The sequence below is a fragment of the Galbibacter kalidii genome (assembly GCF_026241135.1).
Taxonomy (GTDB): Bacteria; Bacteroidota; Bacteroidia; order Flavobacteriales; family Flavobacteriaceae; genus Galbibacter.
In genome coordinates this window covers 276764-294827 of the sequence record NZ_JAPFGA010000003.1, presented here as the reverse complement: position 1 = coordinate 294827, position 18064 = coordinate 276764, and the positions used below count along the sequence as shown (strand labels likewise).

The following is an 18064-nucleotide window of genomic DNA, read 5'->3' as shown; positions in this document are numbered from 1 at the left end:
CAATGAAAAATTATTTGCTAAAATCAATATATATAACACTTGTTTTTATAGGCTTTTCTGGGTTAACAACAATACAAGCTCAGAGTTGTTATGGTTTATCACTAAGCAAAAGTGAATTGAACTTCTCATTAAGTGGCGGATACCAAACAACGACCATAAGTCTCCCTTCTGGTTGTTATAGCCCAACTATTAGTGTCGGGAACGTTCCCACATGGCTAACGGTAAATATATCTAACTATACAATACAAGTTACTTGTCAAAGTTTTTCCAGTGGGTACCGAGAAATCAGTATCCCTGTGAAGGCAAATGGAAGCTATGTCAACGGTTTTAAAGTAAAGCAAGGGACTGAGCCAACTTCCCCACCAGCTTCGTGCAGTATAACTGGTTTTAGTGGAGGGAATTTTGACCGTCTTGGTGAGACAAAGAATTTCCCATTAACATTTTCTGATTGTAGTGCAAGTTCTGCATATTTTAATTTTAGAACATATGATAATCAGCCTGTACCATCATGGATAAATATTTCGCAAACAGGCACCTCTATTTCAGTTACATGTGATCCTAATACAACAAGTGCAACAAGAGGGACAACAATTTTGGGTACTACCACTATAGGGGGGCAAAGTGTCACGATTGGTTCACAAATAACTCAATATGCATATAATAATACAGTAAAACATGGTCTTGCCAATGATAATCTTGTTTATACTAGAAAACCTCGTGTTCGGACACAAGACATTTCTGAACTTGGTGATGATGAAATGATTGAAAATGTATCATATTTTGATGGGCTTGGAAGGCCAAAACAAAATATATCCATTAGAGCTGGTGGTAATCATGAAGATATCATTACCCCTATTGTTTATGATAATTTGGGAAGACAATCTCTAGAATATTTGCCTTATGCTACCAGTACTAATGGTGGTAAAATATTTAATGATCCTATTAGCGGTGTTGAGGGCTTTTATAACTCTCAAAAGTATGAAAATACACTTAACCCATATACAGAGACCTACTTTGAATCCTCTCCACTTAATCGAGTAAAAGAAAAAGGGGCTCCTGGAGCTGCTTGGGTTGTCAATAAAAGTAGTAATACAGATCACACGGAAAAATATGAGTATAAGGTAAATGATTTACAGGAAGTAAGGCTCTTTGAGGTGGATTTTGTCAATAATAACACTCAATTGCCTAGTCTGGTACAAGGTTCATATTATAGTCCCGGTGAATTATATAAAAAGGTAGTAAAAAATGAAAACTGGACTTCAGGAAAGAACAATACGGTTGAGGAATTCGCAAATTTATTAGGGCAAACAGTCCTAAAACGAACATACACAAGTACTGATATCAATAATGATGGAATATTGGAAAGTGAAGTGAAACATGATACCTATTATGTATATGATGTTTATGGAAATCTCACGTATATGATACCGCCTAAAGTGAACACAGCTGATGGTATTTCTCAAACTGAACTGAATGAATTATGCTATCAGTATAGGTATGATGAAAAGAACCGGATAATAGCAAAGAAGATACCTGGGAAAGGGGACAGTAACAACTGGGAAGAAATTGTGTATAATGGAAATGATCAACCTATCTTAACACGTGACCCGAAACTAAAAGAAGAAAACAAATGGTTGTTTACCCTTTACGATGCTTTTGGCAGAGTAGCATATACCGGTATTGATTCGGGAAATAGTACTTCCCGTTCTGTCTTACAATCAGCAGCTGATGCAACTACCAAACAGGTGGTTACAAAATCAAATACTGCACAAACATATGCTAATACCACGGTTTATTATTCTAAAGATGCATACCCTAGGAGTTTTGATGAAGTTCATACCATAAACTATTATGATGATTATACTTTTGACCGTGCAGGATTGAGCGTTCCTACAGGAAGTATTTTTGGTCAGGTTATTGCTGCAAATGTTAAAGGTTTGGCAACCGGAACTAAGGTAAGGGTTCTGGGGGTGAGTTCTGCTAAATGGATTACCACAATAACGGCATATGATACTAAGGGAAGAGCAGTTTATGTAGCAAGTAAAAATGAATATTTAAATACAATAAATATTGTAAAGACCAAATATGATTTTTCTGGAAATATATTAAAAACAAGAACAATACACACAAAAGGAAGTAAAACCATTGTTACAGTAGATGCTTATGAGTATGACCATCAGAATAGGCAAAAAAAACACTATCAATGTGTAGGTGATAGCTCGCTGTCTAATAATTGCCCAAATTCAAGTATTGATGATGAAAAAACGATAACAGGTGCTAAAAGCTCCACAATGAATGTAGTTGCAGGGAAAAGCATTACATTGGGAAACACATTTCATTTTATAGCCGGGAGTGGTAAAAGTTTTTCTGCTAAAATTAAACACAATGGGGAGCTTATTGCACAGAATCATTATGATGAACTTGGTCAATTAGACTATAAAAAAGTAGGAGGAAAAGACAATAATGAATTGCAAATAGTGAATTACACCTATAATATAAGAGGTTGGTTGAAAGGGGTCAACAATGTAGACAATATAGGGAATGACCTATTTGCTTTTCAATTACATTATAACACACCGACCCACAATAGTGCCGATGCGTTGTTCAATGGGAATATCTCACAGGTGAACTGGAAAACCCAATCTGACAACTCATCTAAGTTTTGGTACATATATCATTACGATGCCTTGAACCGGATTACGGATGGACAATTTGCAGGCGGAGGTTGGTGGGACCGTTATAGTGTAAGTGATATTAGCTATGATAAGAACGGGAACATCAATACATTAACACGTAGGGGACATAAAGTGGAGGATCCCGTTGCCAGCAATGAGAGTCATTTTGGGATTATGGATAAATTGACCTATAGTTATAACATTGGAAATAAACTCCTTAAAGTAGTAGATAATGTGTCTATAGACCAGTTTGGTTTTAAGGATGATGCTGTAAACACAATGGCAGATACTGCAAATGACTATGTGTATGATGCCAATGGCAATATGACCAGTGATGAGAATAAAGGAATAACGGGCATAGCCTACAACCATTTAAATTTACCCACACGGGTTGAGTTTGGAAATGATAGAATTGATTATATTTATGGAGCTGATGGAACAAAACAAAAGAAAAAGGTAATTAAAGGAGGAGCTGTGACAAAAATAACGGATTATCTTGGTAATTATGTATATGAAAATAATGAGTTGAAACAAGGCACTCATTCAGAAGGATATTTTGAACCGAAATCAGGGGGAGGATACCAGTATGTGTATAAATATATAGATATCTGGGGTAATCATCGGGTTACATATGCTGATGACAATGGAGATGGTGTAGTTGGAACTTCAGAAATTAGAAGGGAGCAAAATTACTACCCTTTTGGATTGGAACATAAAGGATATAATGGTGGGATATATGGGGTTAAGAATAATCTTAAAACTTTTCAAGGACAGGAATTTACGGAAGATTTAGAACTGAACACCCATGAATGGAAATACAGATATAGTGATCCTACGATTGGTAGGTTTTGGCAGCTAGACCCATTAGCTCAGGATTATGCATATAACTCTACCTATGCATTTCAAGAGAATAAAATTGGAATGGGAAGAGAACTTGAAGGTGCGGAAATTTTGAGAAATAATACAGGATGGTTTAAAATAGAGTTAATGTTTGGAGCAAATAATAATGTTTCATTAAGGAATAATAATGTCCCCTCAGTTTTTAAAAATAATTATAATCAACCTTTGTTTTCGGCAGCTTCTGTTGGGTTGAATGGTTCAGGATTAAATAATAATACTTCAGAACCAACTATATTACCATCAAATGATTTACCGAATATTCCGGAATGGACCATGGGAGGTTATGATAATGTTGTTTCAGATGAGCTAGGTTATGGTTATCAAATACATAACAGGAATAGAACAGGAGGGAAAATAGAGGGACTATTGTTCTTGTTTAACTTGTATGATACTTATGATAATAAGGTTCCTATATGGAAGGCCTATGATCAACTTAAAAGTAATTTAACAGGATTTGATAAAGCAATTGGATTAGTTAATAATTCAAGTTTAAATGAAAGTGTCAAATTTAAATTTGATGTCATTAATTTTGTTTATGATGGAAGTTTACCTATAGGGGATGTTAATAAATACGGAATTGAAATGCCATCTATAAATCAGTTTGAAGTTTTAGAAGCAGGAATGAAAATATTAAATGACAATGGTTTGTCAATAAGTAAAGAAACTTATAATTTATATCAATTTTATAACAAATGGTATGATTATAGTGACCGTAATACAATAATAAAAGATTAATTTTATGGAAAATTTTATTCAAAACGGATTATACTCACTAATCATCATTTCTTTTCTAACTTGCTGTAATAAAGTAGAAGGAGGTGGAGTGGATTATGTAACTTATCAAATGAAAGAGTATCTTTCACGTAATGATAGTGTTGAATTTGATAATTTGATTATGCACAAAAGTTCCTTTATGCCAGAGGATAATGAATTCGGTCTATTGCACAGGTTATATGGTAGTTCTTTATTTCATGATAGTGAAAATATACCATATGTCATTGTTGATACATTAAATGAGATGGGACAACTTGTCATAAAGGTGAATTACTTTGAGGGATATGACAGCATAACAGCTATAAAGAAAATTGATTTATTACTTTATTTTGGCCCTAAAGGATATTTTCCTCTTGATAAACTATCTAAATTTGAAACTTTAAAGGTTTATGACAGCATAAGAAGGAGAGAAATATTTTTTGAAAAATATAAGTTTAATGAATAGATTTCACAGCTCATTCTAACTACGACTTTACATATTTATTTATCTGCCGGTTATAGGATAATAAAAGCAACAAAACCACAACCAGTAAAAAAGTTGTGGTCTTATCTTGTAAAAAACAACCAGTTACAGTTCTTTAACCATGCGAAGGGCTCAATGGTAATGTCTATCAATTTTTTCAACTCACGCTCATAAGGTTTTCCATGTATCGCCTGCAGCACCAAAAAATGGAAATGGGACAATGGCATCCCCATTCAGTTCAATTCCATCGGCACAAAAAGTGATTACCAAAGCAAATAGGAACATGAAAGAGGTGTTGAATTCTACTTGTCTACATCTTGGTTAGACCTCAGAAGACTTCCCTGTCCGTTAAAAGAATCATAAAATAATAAATAATAGCAAAGGGAAATTAACATTGTTTACCTTTGCGACCGATTTTTTTATGAAAGGTGTAAACAACATATTGGGACTGCTTTTTTTTAACAGATATAATGATCGTAAGGGACTGTCGGTTATATCGCTGTTAATCGCTTTTGTCCTGCTCGTCTCTTTTGCTTCTGCAGATACCGGTTATGAAGGACAGGATTTGCATACCTCCCATTATTATAAAACATCAGGTAGCCATATAGCAGGCGATGTATTGACTTCTTTACATTTTATAGAAGAATCTTTGGGTATAGAAAACGAAGAAAATGACAATGAAAATGATTATGGTATTTGTCTTCGGTCTTTTCGTAACAAAAAGACGCCCTTTTTTAACTCTCATTTTCCGAAACAATTAAATAGCTTTTACTCTCATACTGAATATTACATCTTGTATTGTTGTTTAAAGATACATCTCTTGGTATCATAAGTATTCAATGCTGATCTTGCCTGATCGGCGGTTTTATTTTATCCATTCAAGAATAACACAGTTGACATCGGTTAACTGTATTAAACAATCAATACAATGAGATTATATATCGGAATTCTTTTTTTACTGGTATGTGGCTTAACGTTTTCACAAGAACACACATACGATCAATCCAGTGCATGGTTTTCAATAATTGCGGATGCTCCCATACACAACAACTTCTATGGCAAAACGGAGATGCATATAAGAAGAACCCATTTCCTTTCGGACTGGCAACAATTCTTACTCAGGCCCTCTGTGCATTATAAATTAAACCCAACGGTCGATTTTGCTGTAGGATATACCTATATAAGAAACCATACTTATGCTCCTTATACTGCACCTATCGATAAAAATGAAAATAATATTTGGCAACAAATAACGCTAAGTCACAAAAGCAATAAAGTGAAGTTCAAACACCGGTTCAGGTATGAAGAGCGGTTTATCGATAAGGTCGTCGAAAAAGATGGCGGGTATGCATTAAAGGGGAATACGTACGCCAACCGTTTCCGTTATCGGTTTACAACTTTTTTCCCGTTGTTGAACATAGCTGAGAAACATGCTTTGTCCGCTCAGTTTTTTGATGAAATTTGGCTTAATCAGAATAAAAACGGGATCTTGCCTAAGGGGCTTAACCAGAACTGGTTTTATGCTGGCTTGGCATTTGATCTTAGCCCCAAGTCTTCTGTAGGGATCGGCTATCTCAACGATTATTTGGCCTTGAAGGGAGATGACTTTGAAGACAATAATATATTACAAACCACTTTAGTGTACCATTTTTAAAATCCATAAAAACAAAAAGTGCTATGAAATACCCAGACAATATTGTTATACCAACTGACCTGCCGATAGGACAGGTATTATTGTCTGGGTATATCATAGCTGATATAATTTATTAAAAATAAATAAAATGAAACAGATGAAACATCATATTTTTTATATTTCGTTAATATTGGGCTTGAATTTTATGACCTCATGTCAGAATGTTCAGAAGAAACAACCAGAGGTAAGTAAAGAAGTGAAGCAAGAGGCGAAAAAGAAAGAAGACAAACACTGGAGTTACCAGGGAGAAACAGGGCCTGAACACTGGGCTAAAATTGAGAAGAACACAGAATGTGGTGGCAAATATCAGTCGCCCATAGATATTGTTGGGGCACAGTCTGATAGTAACTTGCTTCCGTTAGATATTCATTATAGCAGTAAAACAAAAATTCATAATGTGACCAATAACGGACATTCCATTCAGTTCAATTTTGATCCGGGAGACTATATTGTCCTCAATGGCGAGAAATACGAATTAAAGCAATTTCATTTTCACGAATCAGCCGAACATACCATTAAAGGAGTGCGATACCCCATGGTAATACACCTGGTTCATGTAAACAAAAATGGTAAATATGCTGTATTGGCGGTAATGGCTGAAGAAAGTAGGGTCAATAGTGAATCTTTTGATTTCCTGGAGAGTTATTTACCTCTTTCCGTAAAAGAAACAAAGGATATCGGGAAGTCATTTAATATGAATAGTGTTCTTCCCGAAAAGAAACAATACTATACATATGAGGGTTCTTTAACTACGCCTCCGTGTACTGAAGGTGTGCAATGGTTTATATTTAAAAACCCTGTTGATGTTTCTTTAGAAATGATAAAAGAACTACAAGAGGTTATGCCTGTCAACAATTATAGGGATATACAACCCCTTAATGGAAGGGTAGTAAAAAGATCTTTCTTTACAGACTAAATTAACCTCAATAGTTTAGGGATTCTACACCTGTCTGTGCCGATTCAGGCAGGTGGAATGCCTGGACAAAGGTTCGTTTTGTATCTCTTGGTTTCACCTGTAGCTTTTGTTGTAATATTTGGATTTGTTTTCTTCGATTATAATAATTTATTTTTTAAAACTTCTATTCGTTTATAGAATTCTTTATAGTTGCCCCAAATTCAGTTAATCTTTACGAATCTGTTGAAGAAATCGAATTTAAAGTACAATAGCTAATTTATATGCAAAAACATATAATATATACATTTATAACAAAATTATATGTAATTAAATATAATTATGTATATTTGATTTAAATTATATGTAAAAGCATATACTTGTATTATGAAAGAATTAGCAAGTTTCGTAAAAACCAGAAGGAAGTCTGTAAACCTTACCCAAGAAGAATTTGCAGAAAGGGCTGGTGTTGCCCTAACCGTAGTCCGTAAAATAGAACAGGGGAAGACCAATTTGAATATGGAGAAGGTCAACCTTGTCCTGAAAATGTTTGGGCATCAGTTGGCCGTAGTCGATTCAAAGGAGTTTACTAACTATTTATCAGAACAAAATGAGGAGCGCTAATATATTTTATGGTAAATATTTAGCCGGGGTATTGGTGGAAACCAATGACGGGGAATATGAGTTTACCTATGATAAAGCTTATGTAAAAGATCATCCAGGGCAGTTTATCACTTTTACCATGCCGGTACGAAGGGAACCATATAAAGAAAAAAGGTTGTTCCCTTTTTTTGAAGGATTGATACCAGAAGGATGGCTGTTGGATATTGCGAGTAAAAATTGGAAAATTAACCGTAATGATAGAATGGGACTCTTATTGGCCTGTTGTCAAAACTGTATTGGAGCGGTGAGTGTTGTACCAAAAACCGGAGACGATGAAGCGTAAAAAATGTTTGTACTGTTACGAAGAAACCACTAATGAAAATGAGTTTCATGAAAAATGTGCAATGGAGTTTTTTGGCACTTCGCATGTTCCTGAGTTGCCATATAACATGGGACAAATGGCTGAATTGGCTAAAAATGTGGTGGAAAGAAGTATCGCAGTTCCGGGGGTACAAGCAAAGCTGTCTATGTCGTTAGTAAAAGAGGCCCAAGAAAAAACAAACAGGAGGTTGACCGTAGTTGGGGCTTTAGGAGGAAACTACATTTTTAAACCGCCTTCAGAAGATTTTGAGGAAATGCCCGCCAACGAACACCTGACCATGCGAATAGCTGAAGCTTATGGTATTCAGGTGGTGCCATCAGCTTTGATACGATTGCAGTCTGGGGAACTTTCATATATCACCAAAAGAATTGATAGGACTGAAAAAGGAGGTAAAATTCATATGCTTGATATGTTTCAAATAACAGAAGCTTTTGACAAGTACCGGGGCTCTATGGAAAAGATAGGGAAAGCACTAAATGAATATTCCAGCAATACCCTATTAGACAAGCTTATTTTCTTTGAACTCACGTTATTTTGTTATTTGACCGGAAATAACGATATGCATTTGAAGAATTTTTCTATGATATCAACTGATACAGGTTGGGTGTTGGTCCCAGCATATGATTTGTTGAATGTTACTATTGTTAATCCCGATGATACAGAAGAGTTGGCATTGACCATAGAGGGAAAAAAGAAAAAGCTAAAACGGAAACATTTTGATAGGTTGGCAGAGGGACTTGAACTCACGCCCAAACAAATCAGGGGAGTTTATACCCGTATGAAAAAAAATAAGATCAAAGCACTTGATTGGATCAATCATTCTTTTTTGTCTGATGAAATGAAGGAAGCCTATTTAGGAGTACTTAACGAAAGATACAATAATATTCTTGGTAAACATTACCAAATGTAGGTATTCTTTCGATCAATCACTCTTTCAGGTATGAAAGCATAATATGCTATCTTAAATCTCTTCATTACCTTCTGCTTGACCTTACTAATTGAGGGTTTTTGTGTGATATCTAGTAATTCAGCCTTGCTATAGAACACTGAACGACCGATCTTGTAGTATGGTATTTTTTCCTTTTTTTTCAGTGCCACTTTTGATTTTGGCTTTTGTGTCTAAATACTTTTTAAATCCTTTAATGAAGTTTTCATCAATTTCATTACACCTTAGAGTAGAGGAGCAGTATTTTTCTAAATGCTTTTGAGCTGCATCCCAATTGTCATAGTTTCCCTTACTCTCGTAGCGTTCCTCTTTTAACTGATTGTAATATTCAAGAAAATTGGTTTTGCTTTTTGGTTCCATTGGGGTCAATGTATAAACCTTTGTAGTACTCTAAGTAAAGACTGTACTTCCCGCTTTTTAGTTTTTTCTTCTTTAGGCTTATTCTCATAAGAGGTGTATTTTGGTACACCTATAAAGGTTATTTTAAATAAAGGTGTACTTTCGATGTAATAAAAGGACAAAAATAAGCTTATAAAGAGAAAATGAAAATTAGTTTTATGTCTGTAAAGTACTGGTATTATTGAGTTTTGTATACTTTTGCTTTCCTTTGTTTTCAGTAATTACTTCCCGATACAAAAATTAGCAAAAATATTACCCAGAAGATCATCAGAAGAAATTTCCCCGGTGATTTCACCGAAATGATACAAAGCCTGACGGATGTCGATGGCGAGTAAATCACCTGAGATCCCGTTGGCCAATCCTTCTTTTACTTTGTCGATTTCTGATAAGGCTTTTAACAAAGAATCGTAGTGGCGGCTGTTGGTCACAATGGTTTCATTATTGCGTAAGGCTCCGGTGTTGACAAATTCCAGTAATTTATTGGTAAGTTCTTCTACACCTTGTCCGGTCTTTGCCGATAAAAGATGAACATTTGGGATTTGGGATTTGAGATTTGAAATTTCCTCTTCAGAAAGGAGATCGACTTTATTGGCAATGATTACCAGCGGTTTTTGAGGGAATCTGTTCTTGATTTTTTCAATCTCAACCTTCAGTCTTGAACCTTGAATTTTGAACTCTTTTGCATCAAACAACATAACAGTTACCTGCGATTGTTCAATTTTTTCAAAAGTCTTTTTTATACCAATACTTTCCACCACATCTTTAGTGTCACGAATTCCGGCGGTATCAATAAACCTAAAACCAATACCTCCGATGTTTATTTCATCCTCGATAGTGTCACGTGTAGTTCCGGCAATGTCACTTACAATGGCGCGTTCCTCATTTAAAAGGGCATTGAGTAAGGTGGATTTTCCAACATTGGGTTCGCCTACAATGGCTACGGGGATTCCGTTTTTGATGACATTACCCACAGCAAAGGAATCAATCAGGCGTTTTAAAACCAATTGGATTTTCTCCAGCAGGGCATTGAATTGTGTTCTGTCAGCAAATTCCACATCTTCTTCAGCAAAATCCAATTCCAACTCGATCAGGGAAGCGAAATTAAGCAGTTCTTCCCGCAGTTTTTTTATTTCGCTGCTAAACCCGCCACGCATTTGTTGCATGGCTATTTGGTGACTGGCCTCATTGTCTGAAGCGATGAGGTCGGCTACGGCTTCGGCCTGGGACAGGTCGAGTTTTCCGTTCAGGAAAGCCCGAAGTGTAAATTCCCCTGCATCGGCCATACGGCAGCCATTCCGTAGAAATAGTTGTATGATTTCCTGTTGAATAAAGGGTGAACCGTGGCAGGAAACTTCAACCACATTTTCACCTGTATATGAATTAGGAGCCTTAAAAATGGAAACCAAAACCTCGTCCAGGGTTTTATCAGCCTGCCCTGAGCCTGTCGAAGGGTCAATAATATGCCCTAAATGAATAGTATGTGACTTTTGTTCGGAGAGTTTTTTTTGGCGTATGGACCTAAAAAGCGGTTCCGTTATCGAAACTGCATCTTTTCCTGAAATTCGAATGACTGAAATAGCACCTGCACCCGAAGGTGTGGCTAAGGCAACAATATTATCCTGAATCTTCATACACCAAATTTTAAGCAAAAGTACAAATACTGTTGAAGATTAAAGGGAAATATCGAAATTAGGTTTTTGGATGAAAATCACTTGTTCTCAATACTTTTTCCTTCGGAAAAAATTCGAACTGACGTGATTCTCATATATCAATTCTCTTTTTTAGCGATGTATAATAAATTGTAACAAATTACATGATCGTTCGTCATATATGTGTAAACCATCAATCAAAAAGTTATGCAACGAACAGACAATCAATTATTAGTAGTAACACATTTAAGTCAGTTATTGGATTATATAACAGGTTTTGGAGGCTTAATTGTTCCTTTGATCTTATGGCTTTGTAACAAGGAAACCATCTACAGTATGGATGATCACGGAAAGGCAATTATCAACTTTCAATTGAGTATACTCATCTATACACTGATCAGCATTCCGCTTATTTTGCTATTGGGACTCGGAATTTTGACCTTGATCTTTATAGGAATTATCGCTTTTGTATTTCCTATCATTAACGCGATTAAAGCTTCCAATGGAGAGGAGGTTTATTATCCTTTTAGTTTGAATATTATCAAATAGATAAAAAAGTTTAAATCACTAAAGTATAAACAATACAAAACCCCGTTAAATTAACACACAATTTAAACGGGGTTTTTATGTAATGGGTTGTAGTAAGTATATTAACTATTAAGCATCACCGGCATAACCAGCATGGTAATTTCTTCACCTTCGTCCAAACCGTCAACAGGGGTTAAAATTCCCGCTCTGTTTGGCAAACTCATCTCCAAAGAAACATTATCTGATGAAAGATTGTTTAACATTTCGTTCAAAAATCTGGAATTAAATCCTATTTCCATATCGTCGCCCTGATAATCACAAGTGAGACGTTCTTCTGCCTTGTTGCTATAATCTACGTCTTCCGCAGAAATATTAAGCTCTGCACCGGCAATTTTCAAGCGTATTTGATGTGTAGTCTTGTTTGAAAAAATAGAAACCCTTCTCACTGAGCCAAAGAATTGACCTCTGTCGATTGTTAGTTTATTTGGGTTTTCTTTTGGTATTACGGCTTCGTAATTCGGATATTTCCCGTCGATCAACCTACATACCAATTCAATATTGTCAAAAGTAAATTTGGCATTGCTTTCGTTGTATTCGATCACAACATCACTTTCATTTCCTGCTAAAATTCCTTTGAGCAATGTCAGCGGTTTTTTCGGCATGATAAATTCAGTAACCTGTGAAGCTTGCACATCATTTCTTCTGTACTTCACCAATTTATGAGCATCGGTAGCCACAAAAGTCAGGTTCTCAGGAGAAAATTGAAAGAATACACCGCTCATGACCGGACGAAGATCGTCGTTTCCGGAGGCAAAAATGGTTTTGCTGATAGCGGTTGCCAAGATATCTCCCAAAAGTGTTGTTGAAATGGCATCGGCCAATTCTACCGAATTCGGAAATTCGGCACCATCGGCATAAGCCAAGGCATATTTTCCGTGATTAGAACTGATTTCTACCGTATTGTTACTTTCCACAACAAACGTCAAAGGTTGTTCCGGAAACGTTTTTAGCGTGTCTAATAACAATTTTGCGGGAACGGCAACACTCCCTTCAGAATCTGAATCTACCTCAAGCACGGCACTCATGGTCGTCTCCAGATCGGAGGCAGAAACCGTAAGTTTGTTTTGATTCAATTCAAACAAAAAATTATCGAGTATGGGTAGCGTGTTACTGTTATTGATAACACCTCCTAAAACTTGAAGTTGCTTTAATAGGTATGAACTTGATACTATAAATTTCATTTTCTCAATTTTCTAACACTTACAAAGATATCTTAATTGATTTTTTTACAGAAAATAACTTATTAACATTTACGTTGTGTATTTTCTTCTTTTAAAGTAGGTAAATAAGCCTCCAAAAACAAGTATTAAAACTATTGGAACACCAATGTTTACAAGTTGCCAGAAGCCTTTTTCATCATAAGTTTTTTGTTTGTCGAGAAAAGACAGGGTTACTTCTTTTGTACGAATGTTTATAAGTCCGTCGTCGTCCAAAAGGTAATTTACGGAATTTAAGAGGAATTCTCTATTGGCATAAAATTGTTTTGTCCATTTATCAACGCCGTTGATCAAAGGCTTTTTATTCACATAATTGTAGTTCACAATATCACCGTCTGCAATGACGATCATTTTGTTGTCCGCATCGTTTTCTCCTTTTTCTGAATCCAAAGCAAAGGGTTTTACCCTGTTTTGGAATGCGGATGTGAATTTTCCCTCCAACAAAACACCCAAAGTGTTGTTTCCTTTGTTGAACGTCTCAATGGCTTGCTGTGAGTCAAACTGATCCAGACTGTAACCAATAGGCGTACCGACTGCTTTGGATTGTGGCGAACTTTTCAGCAGGATTGTTTTTTGAACACCGTTGGGCAAGGTGTCGATGGTATTGGCAAATTCCAGTTTCACTACATTTAATCCGGTATTGATAGGGTGGTTGTCTGCCGAAGCTACCATAGGCGAATAAAACCAATTGATAGGTATTTCCCCGTTTTGGTCGGTTACCGTTACCGGAATTGAAATGAGGTCTTGTACCAAAGTCTTATTGATGCGAACCCCGTAGCGGAAAAGCATATCGTCCAGATTGAGGTCCATGGGATAGGCCACAGACGAATAGCTTTCATTTTGCAGGCTGTCCAGATCGGCAACAACCTGATCGACCATCCAAAGAGTTTTTCCGCCCTTGATGATATACTGATCTAGGATGTATTTTTCGGTATCTCTAAAGGCTATGGTGGGTTTTGCAATTATGGCGGCCTCAAAGCGGTTTAGGTTCTCCAAAACCTGTTTTGGGTCGTTCTTCAAGGAGTCTAAATTGAATTCCCCGAGCTGATAATAGTTGCGTAGGCTCAATAAAAAATCAACCATATATTTATCGGGCATTTCCCCATTGCCTTTCAAGACAGCTACTTTCTTTTTGTCGGTTATGGTGAGTTGTTTAAAAGCATCTGCAAAGGCGTATTCCAATTGCTGAACGGAATTGTTTACACGTTGTTCGCTGTTTGCTCCCAATTTGTTTTGTAGCAGCGATACTCTCACTGTTTTTTCACCCATATTAACCAGCGCCCAGGGGAAAACCAATTCCCTCGACATTCTATTGCCTTCTTCAACTGTTACCGAAGCGGGTGTTAAGCCCAATTCCTGTAGCGATTGCACATTTTGTTCCCGAGGCATATCATTATCCAACGGATCTATAAAATTAACCCTGATTTGGTTGTTGACCGTAGCAAATTCCTCCAGTAGTTGTTTTGTTTCAGTTTGCAGTCTTCTGAATTCCGCAGGAAGATCCCCTTCCAATAAAACATCAACGATAATGGCCTGATTAGTATTTTGTACCGTGTTTTTAGAAGCTTCCGATAGGGTGTAGCGTTTGTTTTTTGTAAGGTCTGCCCGTAGTACAAAAAAGGAAACTATAAAATTGATCCCGATAAGAATCAGAAGCAACAGAATGATTTTAACACCGATTTTTTTAGTAATGTCCACCACAGCTTTTTATTTCAGGTTAAAAATAGTTAATACGAGGAAAAAGGCCGAAACGCTAACGAAATAGACAATGTTCCTAAGGTCGATTACCCCCCGGGCGATGCTGTCAAAATGATATTTCAGGCTTAGATTTTCCATAAACGAGAGTCCTTCAACAGTAGAAAACCCCGAAAATCCGTAATAGAATGAGAAACACAATAACACAGCCCCCATAAAAGCAATGATTTGGTTCTCGGTAACGGAAGAGGTAAAGACTCCAATAGCGGTATAGGAAGCGATCAGGAATATGAGACCGATATATGACCCTGTTATACTACCCATATCGATATTTCCAACGGGGCTGGCGAGATTCCAAATGGAAACCACATACAAAAGGGTTGGAATGAGCGCAATAATGGCTAAGATAAAAGCACCGAAAAACTTTCCGAAAACAATTTGGCGTTTGTTGACAGGGCGGGTGAGGAGCAACTCCAAAGTACCCATTTTCTTTTCTTCAGAAAAGGTTTTCATGGTCACGGCAGGAATGAGGAAAAGCAAGATCCATGGCGCCAACTGAAAAAACGGATAGAGGTCGGCAAAACCGCTTTCTGGAATATTGAATTCACCTTTAAAGACCCAAAGAAAGAGACCGCTTAGTACTAAAAACAATCCGATGACCAAGTAGGCGATGGGCGTTGAAAAAAAGCTGTTTATTTCTCGTTTTATAATAGCAAACACAAGCTGTTTTTGTTTAAAGTTATATAAAATTAATGGTAATAGGGTCTCTGTATTTCAATCCCAAAAGGGTAGAGGCACCACCCACAGTATCCAGGTTACTTCGGTAGATGGCGAGTTCAATCAGCGAAGCCGAATTGAATATGGCCAGTTTCTCCCCGTCTTTTTTGTTGACAGACTCCGTATCGAAGTTAACCACGTCACTGTATTTGTGATAAACGTTTGTAAATTTATGATTACGTGCCCATAATTCAAAACCTCTTCCCCGTTTATAGGTTTCAAACAAACGCTTGGAAATATTGGTCACCACATTTCCGTAGTTGTCGATATAGATAACGCTACCGGTTATTTGGTTTTCCTCGTTGTTGATAATAGGCGAGAGCCCTTTAGGCATTTTCAGTTTTTTGATAGCTTTCCCAATGACTTCCAGAGTACCGCCCCTGGAAATGTGTCCGGCTACTTTCACAAAAACATCCAATACGGGAAAAACACTCTTGATACGGTCGTGAATATTGATTTCTACGATCTTCTCCGGATTGACCTCATTGGCCAAAAAAGAAAGAATACCGTTGTCGGCACCGATAAAGAAATGCCCGTCGATGGCTACAGCCACATGTTTGTTCACCGGAGTGAGTTCAGAATCAACACCTATAATATGAATACTTCCTTTTGGAAAGGTTTTATAGGCATTTCCTATGATATAAGCAGCTTCCACAATATTAAACGGACTCACCAAATGGGAAATATCAACAATGTTGGCATCTTCTATCTCACTAAGAATAAAACCTTTAATGGCACCTACAAAATGATCCCGCTCACCAAAATCTGTAGTTAAAGTAATTATTGCCATTTATTAAAAATGTTGATGTTTTTTTAATTTAAGAAAGTGATTTTTTGCTTAAGTTTGTTAGGAAACTATAACAAATACAAGATTTAAGCAAATACCTTGCACAAAAGTACATTAAATTTTTTCATTTAAAATGATGAGAATGCATGAATGAAGGAAATTGGTAAAACTTGCGTGACGGAAGGAGGGTTTTCCTGCCCGCCTACTGAACAGGCAGGAAATGAAACTAAAATTTGTTTATGGTTGTTAATAATTTTAATTTTTTATGTCAGAAATCTGCTGAAAAATAAATGAATATTACGTATTTTAATACATACTGTTAAACAGATGACATGATGAAGAGTACTCACTTAAACTTTAGCTTTTGAACGAACTTATAATCGAACTCACTGAAATCAATCCAAAAGACTTTTTTGGAACCCGAAATGCTAATATAGAACTTCTTAAAAAGTATTATCCAAAACTGAAGATTGTTGCCCGGGGCAATAAGATCAAAGCCTATGGGGATGAAGAATTGCTGGAGGAATTTGACAAACGACTCGATATGTTAGTGACCCATTTTGGGAAATACAACAAGTTGGATGAAAATACCATCGAGCATGTACTTTCGAGTGATAGCGGACAGGATCTTATTGACGCCCAACTTAATGGAGAAGTATTGCTTCACGGTACAAATGGACGTTTGATCAAAGCGCAAACTGTTAATCAGCAGAAATTGGTGGAAATGATGAAAAAGAACGATATGGTCTTTGCCATCGGTCCTGCCGGAACCGGAAAAACCTATACAGGTGTGGCTTTGGCGGTCAAAGCCTTGAAAGAAAAGCAAGTACGACGGATCATATTGACAAGACCTGCGGTGGAAGCAGGGGAGAACCTCGGATTTCTACCAGGTGACCTGAAAGAAAAGCTCGATCCGTATATGCAACCACTTTATGATGCGCTACGCGATATGATCCCTGCGGAAAAATTGCAGAATTATATTGAACATGGAATCATACAAATTGCGCCCATGGCGTTTATGCGTGGACGAACCCTCGACAATGCTTTTGTGATTCTCGATGAAGCTCAAAACACCACACACGCCCAGATGAAAATGTTCCTGACACGAATGGGAAAAAATGCCAAATTTATTATCACTGGTGATCCCGGACAGATAGACCTTCCACGACGTGTAACCTCAGGATTAAAAGAAGCCCTTTTGGTACTCAAAGACATAAAAGGCATTGGTATTTTGTATTTGGATGACAAAGATGTGATCCGTCACCGATTGGTTAGAAATATTATCGCTTCCTATAAAAAAATAGAGCATAATAACACTTGATTATCATCTAGTTATGTGTGTTGACATGGTGCTTGTTGTCATGTAAGTGTATTAACTTAAAATTGAGAATCATAAAAAGAGCTGTATATATTAGGAGTGATTTTGTGTTTGTTTAGTTTAATGAGTTGTGGCGTTACTTACGGAGGAATATATGCCAGAGGTTCTTCAAGTCACGCTCCCGAACAAATGAAAAAGGTTTACGGAGCACAAAGTGCCAGGGAATTCGCGCTGGGACAATAGCGAAAGTATGTGAATTACTTTGGAAATTAAGAAGATAAGAAATCAGTAAAGAATATATAGGGG

At 36.6% G+C, this 18064-nt stretch carries 17 protein-coding genes; 10 read left to right on the top strand and 7 right to left on the bottom strand.

The features are described from left to right. Nucleotides 1-2: 2 nt before the first annotated feature. The 8 genes from OOZ15_RS05265 (at nt 3) to OOZ15_RS05230 (ending at nt 9292) form a co-directional block, all read left to right on the top strand. Entirely contained in the window at nt 3-4310 is a 4308-nt protein-coding gene (locus tag OOZ15_RS05265) for a DUF6443 domain-containing protein (RefSeq protein WP_265954897.1), read from the top strand. Nucleotides 4311-4314: 4 nt separating this feature from the next. Beyond that, nucleotides 4315-4794, top strand: a complete 480-nt coding sequence (locus OOZ15_RS05260; protein ID WP_265954896.1) for a hypothetical protein — start codon at nt 4315-4317, stop codon at nt 4792-4794. 439 nt (nt 4795-5233) lie between these two features. Continuing rightward, nucleotides 5234-5644, top strand: a complete 411-nt coding sequence (locus OOZ15_RS05255) for a hypothetical protein (protein ID WP_265954894.1) — start codon at nt 5234-5236, stop codon at nt 5642-5644. A gap of 96 nt (nt 5645-5740) precedes the next feature. Beyond that, on the top strand, nt 5741-6466 hold the full coding sequence (locus OOZ15_RS05250) for a DUF2490 domain-containing protein (protein WP_265954893.1): 726 nt from the start codon (nt 5741-5743) through the stop codon (nt 6464-6466). A gap of 127 nt (nt 6467-6593) precedes the next feature. After that, the gene (locus OOZ15_RS05245; protein WP_265954891.1) at nt 6594-7421 is read left to right on the top strand and encodes a carbonic anhydrase; all 828 of its coding nucleotides are present in this window, start codon (nt 6594-6596) and stop codon (nt 7419-7421) included. 363 nt (nt 7422-7784) lie between these two features. After that, on the top strand, nt 7785-8021 hold the full coding sequence (locus OOZ15_RS05240) for a helix-turn-helix domain-containing protein (protein ID WP_265954889.1): 237 nt from the start codon (nt 7785-7787) through the stop codon (nt 8019-8021). After that, a complete protein-coding gene (locus tag OOZ15_RS05235; protein WP_265954888.1) occupies nt 8008-8343 on the top strand; it encodes a HipA N-terminal domain-containing protein in 336 nt (111 codons plus the stop codon). The genes OOZ15_RS05240 and OOZ15_RS05235 overlap by 14 nt, the downstream gene beginning before the upstream one ends. Further along, the gene (locus tag OOZ15_RS05230; RefSeq protein WP_265954887.1) at nt 8333-9292 is read left to right on the top strand and encodes a HipA domain-containing protein; all 960 of its coding nucleotides are present in this window, start codon (nt 8333-8335) and stop codon (nt 9290-9292) included. Before OOZ15_RS05235 ends, OOZ15_RS05230 begins: the two co-directional genes overlap by 11 nt. A gap of 126 nt (nt 9293-9418) precedes the next feature. On the opposite strand, the gene OOZ15_RS05225 is transcribed toward OOZ15_RS05230, so the two are convergent. The 3 genes from OOZ15_RS05225 to mnmE all read right to left on the bottom strand — a co-directional run bounded on the left by OOZ15_RS05225 (nt 9419) and on the right by mnmE (nt 11358). Beyond that, nucleotides 9419-9688: a phage integrase SAM-like domain-containing protein gene (locus OOZ15_RS05225; protein ID WP_265954885.1), complete on the bottom strand. Its 270-nt coding sequence runs from the start codon at nt 9686-9688 to the stop codon at nt 9419-9421. Then, nucleotides 9657-9776: a hypothetical protein gene (locus OOZ15_RS20420; protein ID WP_265954883.1), complete on the bottom strand. Its 120-nt coding sequence runs from the start codon at nt 9774-9776 to the stop codon at nt 9657-9659. The genes OOZ15_RS05225 and OOZ15_RS20420 overlap by 32 nt, the downstream gene beginning before the upstream one ends. Nucleotides 9777-9948: 172 nt before the next feature. After that, nucleotides 9949-11358 (bottom strand): tRNA uridine-5-carboxymethylaminomethyl(34) synthesis GTPase MnmE, encoded by a 1410-nt coding sequence (gene mnmE / locus OOZ15_RS05215; RefSeq protein WP_265954881.1) that lies wholly within the window; start codon nt 11356-11358, stop codon nt 9949-9951. Nucleotides 11359-11583: 225 nt separating this feature from the next. Here mnmE and OOZ15_RS05210 point away from each other — a divergent pair, with 225 nt between their 5' ends. Then, entirely contained in the window at nt 11584-11925 is a 342-nt protein-coding gene (locus tag OOZ15_RS05210) for a DUF4870 domain-containing protein (RefSeq protein WP_265954879.1), read from the top strand. A 101-nt stretch (nt 11926-12026) separates the two neighbouring features. Here OOZ15_RS05210 and dnaN read toward each other — a convergent pair whose 3' ends face one another. The 4 genes from dnaN to OOZ15_RS05190 all read right to left on the bottom strand — a co-directional run bounded on the left by dnaN (nt 12027) and on the right by OOZ15_RS05190 (nt 16443). Then, nucleotides 12027-13145, bottom strand: a complete 1119-nt coding sequence (dnaN, locus tag OOZ15_RS05205) for a DNA polymerase III subunit beta (protein ID WP_265954878.1) — start codon at nt 13143-13145, stop codon at nt 12027-12029. Nucleotides 13146-13214: 69 nt separating this feature from the next. Further along, on the bottom strand, nt 13215-14879 hold the full coding sequence (gene gldG / locus OOZ15_RS05200; RefSeq protein WP_265954876.1) for a gliding motility-associated ABC transporter substrate-binding protein GldG: 1665 nt from the start codon (nt 14877-14879) through the stop codon (nt 13215-13217). A 9-nt stretch (nt 14880-14888) separates the two neighbouring features. After that, a complete protein-coding gene (gldF, locus tag OOZ15_RS05195; protein WP_265954875.1) occupies nt 14889-15596 on the bottom strand; it encodes a gliding motility-associated ABC transporter permease subunit GldF in 708 nt (235 codons plus the stop codon). A gap of 19 nt (nt 15597-15615) precedes the next feature. Then, nucleotides 15616-16443: an SAM hydrolase/SAM-dependent halogenase family protein gene (locus OOZ15_RS05190; protein WP_265954874.1), complete on the bottom strand. Its 828-nt coding sequence runs from the start codon at nt 16441-16443 to the stop codon at nt 15616-15618. A gap of 361 nt (nt 16444-16804) precedes the next feature. Here OOZ15_RS05190 and OOZ15_RS05185 point away from each other — a divergent pair, with 361 nt between their 5' ends. Continuing rightward, complete coding sequence (locus tag OOZ15_RS05185; protein ID WP_265954872.1) at nt 16805-17761, top strand: PhoH family protein; 957 nt, start codon at nt 16805-16807, stop codon at nt 17759-17761. Nucleotides 17762-18064 lie beyond the last annotated feature (303 nt).